A 390-nucleotide genomic window follows, 5' to 3' on the forward strand; every position below is an offset into this window, starting at 1 on the left:
CGCCGCGCCCGGTGCCGCCGTGCCGGGTCAGGGCTCCCATCCGGGCCCGGACGCGGCGCCGCGCTGGCGGAGCCGGGCGGTCGACCCGCGACAGGCCGACCTGTCCGGCATGTTCGGCGACTTCGACGACGACCCCGAGCCGCTGCCGCCCGCCCCGCCGCCCGCCCCCGCTTCGCCGCCCGTCCCCGCCCCGCCCGCAGAGCCGCCGAAGGACCCCTCCACCGATTCCGGCGACCGCACCGACCCCGCCACGGGAGAACCCTCATGACGCCGACCCGCCCCGCAGCCCCGACCCACACCCGCGTCCTGGACTTCGCGACCCGCACCGCCGACCTCCTCGAACGCGCCGCCCGCAGCGCCGCCGCCGAAGCCCCCGCCGAGCCGGCCACC

Annotated in this window: 1 pseudogene; it reads left to right on the top strand. The window is 80.8% G+C overall.

Annotation, left to right across the window (positions count from 1 at the left end):
• Positions 1-268 (top strand): annotated as a pseudogene (locus tag ABD308_RS37170) (hypothetical protein); the annotation flags it as partial.
• Positions 269-390 lie beyond the last annotated feature (122 nt).

The sequence above is a fragment of the Kitasatospora putterlickiae genome, assembly GCF_039527695.1.
Classification (GTDB): Bacteria; Actinomycetota; Actinomycetes; order Streptomycetales; family Streptomycetaceae; genus Kitasatospora; species Kitasatospora putterlickiae.